The organism is Ramlibacter sp., from assembly GCF_035706265.1.
In the GTDB taxonomy this organism is placed as follows: domain Bacteria; phylum Pseudomonadota; class Gammaproteobacteria; order Burkholderiales; family Burkholderiaceae_C; genus Ramlibacter.
On record NZ_DASSVG010000460.1, the window covers coordinates 1 to 7,534 of the forward strand.

General features: G+C 70.2%; 8 protein-coding genes. 7 read left to right on the forward strand and 1 reads right to left on the reverse strand.

What is annotated here, in order from left to right; genetic code table 11:
- The coding region (locus VFM98_RS16585; protein ID WP_325111005.1) for an NAD(P)H-binding protein at positions 1-766 on the reverse strand (766 nt) is incomplete at its 3' end.
- Between the two features lie 138 nt (positions 767-904).
- Between VFM98_RS16585 and VFM98_RS16590 the strand changes: the two genes are divergently transcribed.
- The 7 genes from VFM98_RS16590 to VFM98_RS16620 all read left to right on the forward strand — a co-directional run.
- Positions 905-1,531, forward strand: coding sequence for a YitT family protein (locus VFM98_RS16590; RefSeq protein ID WP_325111006.1), 627 nt, complete (start codon positions 905-907; stop codon positions 1,529-1,531).
- 22 nt (positions 1,532-1,553) lie between these two features.
- Positions 1,554-2,228, forward strand: a complete 675-nt coding sequence (locus VFM98_RS16595) for a response regulator transcription factor (RefSeq protein ID WP_325111007.1) — start codon at positions 1,554-1,556, stop codon at positions 2,226-2,228.
- The gene (locus tag VFM98_RS16600; protein WP_325111008.1) at positions 2,215-3,660 is read left to right on the forward strand and encodes a sensor histidine kinase; all 1,446 of its coding nucleotides are present in this window, start codon (positions 2,215-2,217) and stop codon (positions 3,658-3,660) included. The genes VFM98_RS16595 and VFM98_RS16600 overlap by 14 nt, the downstream gene beginning before the upstream one ends.
- A gap of 123 nt (positions 3,661-3,783) precedes the next feature.
- Positions 3,784-4,494, forward strand: a complete 711-nt coding sequence (locus tag VFM98_RS16605; protein WP_325111009.1) for a TerC family protein — start codon at positions 3,784-3,786, stop codon at positions 4,492-4,494.
- A 10-nt stretch (positions 4,495-4,504) separates the two neighbouring features.
- Complete coding sequence (locus VFM98_RS16610) at positions 4,505-4,936, forward strand: universal stress protein (protein WP_325111010.1); 432 nt, start codon at positions 4,505-4,507, stop codon at positions 4,934-4,936.
- A gap of 85 nt (positions 4,937-5,021) precedes the next feature.
- A complete protein-coding gene (locus tag VFM98_RS16615; protein ID WP_325111011.1) occupies positions 5,022-6,587 on the forward strand; it encodes an acyl-CoA synthetase in 1,566 nt (521 codons plus the stop codon).
- Positions 6,588-6,590: 3 nt separating this feature from the next.
- The coding region (locus VFM98_RS16620; protein ID WP_325111012.1) for an amidase family protein at positions 6,591-7,534 on the forward strand (944 nt) is incomplete at its 3' end.

Consider the following 7,534-nt stretch of genomic DNA (forward strand, 5'->3'; position numbering starts at 1 on the left):
CCGGCGCGGCGTAGCCCTGCGCCAGGAAGCCCAGGATGGTCACGAGGAAGGCGGCGTAATCGGCCGGCAGCCCGGCGCCGAGCAGCGCCTGGTTCATCTGTTCGGGCGTGATCTCCTGGTAGCGGATGGTCTTGCCGGTGACGCGCGAGAGGATGGCCGCCACCTCGTCGTGGTCCAGCGCCTCGGGGCCGGTGATGTCGAAGGCCTGGTTGTCCAGGTCGTGGCTCGTGAGCAGGCGCAGCACCACGTCGGCGATGTCGCGCGCGTCGATGAGGCTCACCTTGGCCTTGCCGGCCGGCAGCAGGATCTTGCCCTGGGTGTTGATGCCGTGCAGCCAGAAGGTGTGGAAGTTCTGCATGAACCAGTTCGGCCGCACGATGTTGTACGCCAGGCCCGAGCGCTCCAGCGCGAGCTCCGCCTGCCGCAGTGGGGTGGTCTCGACCGCGTTGGCACCCATCGCCGACATCAGCACCACCTTCTCCAGCTGGCGGCGGCGCGCTTCGTCGATCAGCGGCCGCAGCACGGCATGCTGGTCGGCATGGCCGGGCGGCGCCAGCAGGAAGGCGCGCTGCACGCCCTCGAAGGCCTCGGCGACGCCTTCGCCGGTGGCGAGGTTCGCGTGCACCCAGAGCACCTTGCCTTCGCGCGCGCCGGCGCGCTCGGCGCGGCTGGTCATGGCGCGCACCTCCTCGCCGCGGTCCACGAGGCCATGCACGACGCAGGAACCGACGGTGCCCGAGGCGCCGACCACGAGATACGTGTTCATGTGCATCCCTTTCGCTGCAAAGCACGGAGTTTGCGCCGCGGGCGCCGGTCGGGGGGCCGGCCGGCACGCATGCCGGTGCGGCCGGTGCTGACTTGGGTCAAGCCGGCCCCGTGCGCCAGGCCGTATCGTCGGGCGGTCATGGCTGCCCCCCGCATTACCGCTTCCCCCTCGGCCTGGCGCCGCCTGCAGGACGACGTGCAGGGGCTGCTGACGGGCACGCTGTTCGCCGCCCTGGGCATCTACCTGATGAAGTGCGCGGGCCTGGTGCCGGGCGGGCTGGTCGGCCTGGCGCTGCTGCTGCACTACGCCTCGGGCCTGGACCTGGGAGCGGTCTTCTTCGCGATCAATGCACCCTTCTACCTGCTGGCGTGGACGCGCATGGGCCGCGCCTTCACCTTCCGCACGGCCATCGCGGTGAGCCTGCTGTCGCTGCTGACGTGGTGGCTGCCGCAGGCGGTGACGCTGCAGCAGATCGACGGCGCCCTCGCAGCGGTGCTGGGCGGGCTGCTGTGCGGGGCGGGCATGCTGATCATCTTCCGCCATGGCGCGAGCCTGGGCGGGCTCAACGTGCTGGTGCTGCGCCTGCAGGACCGCCTGGGCTGGCCGGCCGGCAAGACGCAGATGGTGCTCGATGCGCTGATCGTGCTGGGAGGCGGATGGTACGTCGGCGATGCGCGCCGGCTGGCGCTGTCGGTGCTGGCGGTGGTGGCGGTGAACCTGGCGCTGGTCTACAACCACCGGCCCGGGCGCTACCAGCCGGTCTGAGCGCTGAGGTTAGGATTCGCCGATGCGGATCCTGCTGGTCGAAGACGACAAGGTGCTTGCCGACGCGCTCTCGCGCGCGCTCGTGCAGTCGGCGCACGCCGTCGACATCGTCTCCACCGGCGAGGAGGCCGACCACGCGCTGACGCTGGCGATCTACGACCTCGCGATCCTCGACATCGGCCTGCCGGGCCTCAGCGGCCTGGAAGTCCTCAAGCGCCTGCGCGGGCGCAAGTCCACCATCCCGGTGCTGATGCTCACGGCCTTCGACACCATGGAGGACCAGGTGCGCGGCCTCGACCTCGGCGCCGACGACTACCTCTCCAAGCCCTTCGACCTGCCGGTGCTGGAGGCGCGCGTGCGGGCCCTGCTGCGGCGCGGCACCCAGTCCACCCCCTACCTGGAACACGGCCTGCTGCGCTTCGACACCGTGGGCCGGCGCGTCTTCTACGACAAGAAGCCGCTGGAGCTCTCGCCGCGCGAACTCGCGGTGCTGGAGCTGCTGCTGATGCGCGAGGGCCGGGTGGTGAGCAAGGAGCAGATGGTCAACCACCTCTATGGCTGGGGCGACGAGGTCGGCGCCAATGCGATCGAGGTCTACGTGTACCGGCTGCGCAAGAAGCTGGAGCCCCTGGGCTGCGAGATCCGCACCGTGCGCGGCATGGGTTACCTGATGGAGCGCAACGATGCGCACGAGTGAGCCGCGCCTGCAGCGCAAGCTGCGCGCCTGGCTGCTCGGGCCGCTGCTGATCCTGCTGATGCTCGATGCGATGGCGGCGTACTGGACTTCGCAGCGCCTGGCCAACCTGGCCTACGACCGCGCGCTGCACGAGATCGCGCGCGAGATCGTGCTGCACGTGCGGCGCGACGGCGCGCGCCTGCGGCTGGACCTCTCGCAGCCGGCCGCCGACATCCTGCTGACGGACGCGCAGGATCGCCTGTTCTACCGCGTCGACGCCGGCGACGGCACCGTGCTCGGGGGCGACACCGCGCTGCCGCTGGGGCGGCGCGTCGCGCCGGGCGGCGAGCCGCTGTTCTCGCAGGAGACCGTGCACGACCAGCCGGTGCGCATGATCGTGGCCCGCATGCGGGTGGACAACGCGCCCGGCGCACCGCTCGTGCAGGTGCAGGTGGCCGAGACGCTGAACAAGCGCAACCGGCTGGCGCTGGAGATGGTGGCCAACGTGGTGCTGCCGCAGCTGCTGTTGATCGTGATGGCGACCGCGCTGGTCTGGTTCGGCGTCTCGCGCGGGCTGGAGCCGCTGCAGCGCCTGCGCCGCGCCGTCTCCGACCGCTCGCACCTGGACCTGAGCCCGATCGACACCCACGACGTGCCGGGCGAGGTGCGCCCGCTGGTCGACGAGGTCAACGAGCTGATGGCGCGGCTGGGCCGGACCTTCGATTTCCAGAACCGCTTCGTCGCCGATGCCGCCCACCAGCTCAAGACACCGGTGAGCGGCCTCAAGGCGCAGATCGAGCTCGCGCTGCGCGAGAACGATCCCGAGCGCGTGCGCCATTCGCTGGCGCAGCTCTATATCAGCGCGGACCGGCTCTCGCGACTGGTGCGGCAGCTGCTTTCGCTGGCCCGCAACGAGCCGGGCGCGCTGGAGACGGTGCAACTCCAGCCGCTCGACCTGAACGCCTTCGCACTGGAAGTCAGCATGGACTGGGTGCCCAACGCGATCAAGCGCAACATCGACCTGGGCTTCGAGGGCGTGGAGCAGCCGCTGACGATCGACGCCGACCGTGACCGCCTGCGCGAAATGATCAACAACCTGATCGACAACGCGATCCGCTACAGCCACGAGGGCGGGCGGGTCACGGTCCGCACCGGCCACACGCCCGAGGGCCAGTGCAAGCTGGCGATCAGCGACGACGGCCGCAGCATCCCGGTGGCCGAGCGGGCCCGCATCTTCGAGCGCTTCCACCGCCTGCTGGGCACGCAGGAGGACGGCAGCGGCCTCGGCCTCGCGATCGTCAGCGAGATCGCCAGGCTGCACGGCGCCAGCATCACGCTGGAGGAGGACGTCGACGGCGTGGGCAACACCTTCACCGTCGTCTTCCGGCCTGCCGCCGGCGCCGGGCCCGTACGGGACAACCCGGTATCCGAAAGCGCGGACCAGCCACTGTAAGCGGGCTGAAAGCTGGACGACAAGATGCCGACAGCCGCGCTTTAAGAGCCTGTCAGCGCGCGCTCGTAGTCTCCAGGGATCGGACCCGGCGTCGGGTCCGGAAACCTTTTTCCAGGAGACACCATGGAGTTCATGTCCAGCCCGGAGTTCTGGGTTGCGCTTTTCCAGATCATTCTGATCAACATCGTCCTGTCCGGCGACAACGCGGTGGTGATCGCGCTGGCGTGCCGGTCGCTGCCGCCGAAGCAGCAGAAGAACGCGATCATCTTCGGCAGCGTCGGCGCCATCGTGCTGCGGGTGATCCTGACCTTCTTCGCCGTCTACCTGCTGACGCTGCCGTACCTGAAGCTGGTGGGCGCCGTGCTGCTGCTGTGGATCGGCATCGGCCTGCTCAAGGGCGATGACGACGACGAGGACGTCGAGAGCAATGCAGGCCTGATGGCGGCGATCAAGACGATCATCATCGCGGACCTGGTGATGAGCCTCGACAACGTGATCGGCGTGGCCGCCGCGGCCAAGGGCAACGTGCCCCTGCTGGTGATCGGCCTGGTGATCTCGATCCCGCTGATCATCTTCGGCAGCACCCTGATCCTGAAGCTGATGAACCGCTTCCCGATCATCATCACGCTGGGCGCCGCCCTGCTGGGTTGGGTGGCCGGCGAGATGACGCTGACCGATCCGGCCATCAAGGGCTTCGTCGAGCAGCACCACTACCTGCACAACATCCTTCCGGCCGCGGGCGCCGTGATCGTGGTGGCGGTGGGCAAATACCTGGCCAACCGTGCTGCCGGCGAGCGCGAAGAGCAAGCCGCGGCGGACCAGCCGGCCGCGTAGCGGACGCGCCATGCGGCAGCTGCTGGTTGCCGTCGATCCCCACAGCCCGGCGCGCACGCGCTCGGCGGTGGAGGCGGCGGTGCGGATCTACCGCGAGGAGTTCGTCGGCATCCGCCTGGTGCGGGTGCAGCCCAAGCTCTCCGGCCACGTCGCGATGTTCTTCGGCACCCGCGAGCTGCAGCAGCTGCAGCAGGACGCGGGCGACGAGGAACTCGCCTATGCCCGCTCGCTGCTCGACGCCGAGGCCATCCCCTACACGGCCACGGTGCTGGTGGGCCGCACGGCGGAGACGATCGCCCAGGCCGCGCGCGAGTTCGGCTGCGACCGCATCCTGTTCGGCACCGAGGAGCCGGGCCTGGCCGGCAAGATGTTCGGTTCGCTGGCGCAGCAGGTGAGGCACCTGCTGGGGCCGGGCAAGCAGTACCAGGTGATCGGCTCCTGAGCCTCCAGGCAAGCCCGGAAACGCCCGCAGCCGCGGGCGTTTCCATTTGCGGCACCATAGGGCTCCGTCATCACCGGAGGAGCCCGTGGACACCGCCATCCGCCGCCAGACCCTGGCCGACCTGCTGCGCCGCAGCGCCAAGCGCCATCCCGACAAGCCCGCCATCCTGTGCGGCGAGACGCGCTGGAGCTTCCGCGAATTCGACGCCATCGTGGACCGGCTGGCGGCCGGCCTCGCCCGCATGGGCGTAGTCAAGGGCGCGCGGGTCGCCGTGCTGGCGCGCAACTCGCACGGCTTCGCGGCCCTGCGCTTCGCGCTGGCGCGGCTCGGCGCCGTGCTGGTGCCGATCAACTTCATGCTCAAGGCCGACGAGGCGGCGTACATCCTGCGCCACGCCGGCGCCGGCGTCCTGGCCACCGACTCGGGGCTGGCGGAGCTCGCGCGCAGCGCCGCGGCGCTCGACACCCAGGTGCGCCAGTTCGTCTGGCTGCCCTCCGAGGAAGCCACGGAGCCGGCCGCCGGCATGACCAGCTTCCACGACCTGGTGGAACAGCGCGAGGCCCCGCCGGAGGTCGACCTGCACTCCGGTGACCTGGCGCAGATCGTCTACACCAGCGGCACCGAATCGGCGCCCAAGGGCGCGATGCTCACCCACGACGCCGTGATCTGGCAGTACGCGAGCTGCCTGGTCGATGCGAGCATCGCCGCCGGCGACGTGATGCTGCACGCGCTGCCGCTGTACCACTGCGCGCAGCTCGACGTGTTCCTCGGCCCCATGGTCTACGTCGGCGGCACCAGCCTCATCACCGCCAAGCCGACGCCCGACAACCTGCTGCCCCTGATCGCGCAGCACCGCATCACTTCCTTCTTCGCGCCGCCGACGGTGTGGATCGCGCTGCTGCGCTCGCCGCTGTTCGACACGACGGACCTCTCGTCCCTCCGCAAGGGCTACTACGGCGCCTCGATCATGCCGGTGGAGGTGCTGCGCGAACTCGCCCGCCGGCTGCCCGAAGTGCGCTTCTGGAACCTCTATGGCCAGACCGAGATCGCGCCGCTGGCCACCATGCTCGGCCCGGAGGACCAGTTGCGCAAGCCGGGCTCCTGCGGCCGCGCCGTGCTGAACGTGGAAACGCGCGTGGTCGACGACGCGATGCGCGACGTGCGCCCGGGCGAGGTGGGCGAGATCGTGCACCGCTCGCCGCACGTGATGCTGGGCTACTTCCACGACGACGAGCGCACCCGCGCGGCCTTCGAGGGCGGATGGTTCCACTCGGGCGACCTGGCGACCATCGACGAGGAGGGCTACATCACCGTCGTCGACCGCAAGAAGGACATGATCAAGACCGGCGGCGAGAACGTCGCGAGCCGCGAGGTGGAGGAGATGATCTACCGGCTGCCGGGTGTCTCCGAAGTGGCGGTGGTGGGCGTGCCGCATCCGCGCTGGGTCGAGGCGGTGCTGGCCATCGTGGTGCCCAAGGCGGGCCACACCCTCACCGAGGCCGAGGTGCTGGCGCACTGCCAGCAGCACCTGGCCGGCTTCAAGGCGCCCAAGGCGGTGGTGTTCACCGAGGCGCTGCCCAAGAACCCGAGCGGCAAGCTGCTCAAGCGCGAGCTGCGGCGGCAGCACGAAGCGCATTTCGCGGGGGCCTGAGGCGTGGCGGACGAAGAAGACCTCCTGGCGCTGGACGCGAGCACGCTGTCGCGCCGAATCGCGGCACGCGAAGTGTCGTGCCGTGATGTGATGCGCGCGAGCCTGCAGCGCATCGAGCGGCTCAATCCTCGGCACAACGCGATCGTCTCGCTGCGTGACCCAGACGAACTGCTGGCGGAAGCGGATGCGCGCGACGCCGCCCTGGCCCGCGGCGAACGCGCCGGCTGGATGCACGGTTTCCCGATCGCGATCAAGGACCTGAGCGACGCGCAAGGGCTGCCCACGACGATGGGGTCGCCCGCGGTTGGCCGCCGCATGCCCGCGGCCGACGCGCTCTTCGTGCAGCGCATCCGTGCCGCCGGCGCGATCGTGATCGGCAAGACCAACACGGCGGAATTCGGCCTCGGCTCGCACACCTACAACGCGGTGTTCGGCATCACCCGCAACGCCTGGGACGCGCGCAAGTCGGCCGGCGGCAGCAGCGGCGGTGCCGCCGTGGCCGTGGCGCTCGGCATGCTGCCGGTCGCCGACGGCAGCGACATGGGCGGCTCTCTGCGCAATCCCGCGGCCTTCAACAACATCCTCGGCTTCCGCCCCTCGCGCGGGCGGGTTCCCGCCGTGCCGGCCGAGGACGTGTTCTTCCAGCAACTCGGGACCGAGGGCCCCATGGGCCGCACGACCGAGGACGTGGCGCGGCTGCTGTGCACCATGGCCGGCTGGGACGCGCGCGCACCGCTGTCGCTCTCGGAGAGTGTGCCGGACCCGGAGAGCGCCGACCCGATCGCCTGTACGCCCGGCAAGCGCATAGGCTGGCTGGGCAGCCTCTGGCCCGACCTCCCGCTGGAACCGGGCATTCGCGAACTGTGCGAGCAGGCGCTGCGAAAGCTCGAGGCGGCCGGCTTCATCGTCGAACCCTGCAGCCTCGACGTGCCGCGCGAGACCAACTG

Bases quoted from the DNA above. Each gene is read 5' to 3' on its own strand.
- VFM98_RS16610 (WP_325111010.1), top strand. From the start codon at position 4,505: ATGCGGCAGCTGCTGGTTGCCGTCGATCCCCACAGCCCGGCGCGCACG.
- VFM98_RS16595 (WP_325111007.1), top strand. From the start codon at position 1,554: ATGCGGATCCTGCTGGTCGAAGACGACAAGGTGCTTGCCGACGCGCTC.
- VFM98_RS16600 (WP_325111008.1), top strand. From the start codon at position 2,215: ATGCGCACGAGTGAGCCGCGCCTGCAGCGCAAGCTGCGCGCCTGGCTG.
- VFM98_RS16605 (WP_325111009.1), top strand. From the start codon at position 3,784: ATGGAGTTCATGTCCAGCCCGGAGTTCTGGGTTGCGCTTTTCCAGATC.
- VFM98_RS16590 (WP_325111006.1), top strand. From the start codon at position 905: ATGGCTGCCCCCCGCATTACCGCTTCCCCCTCGGCCTGGCGCCGCCTG.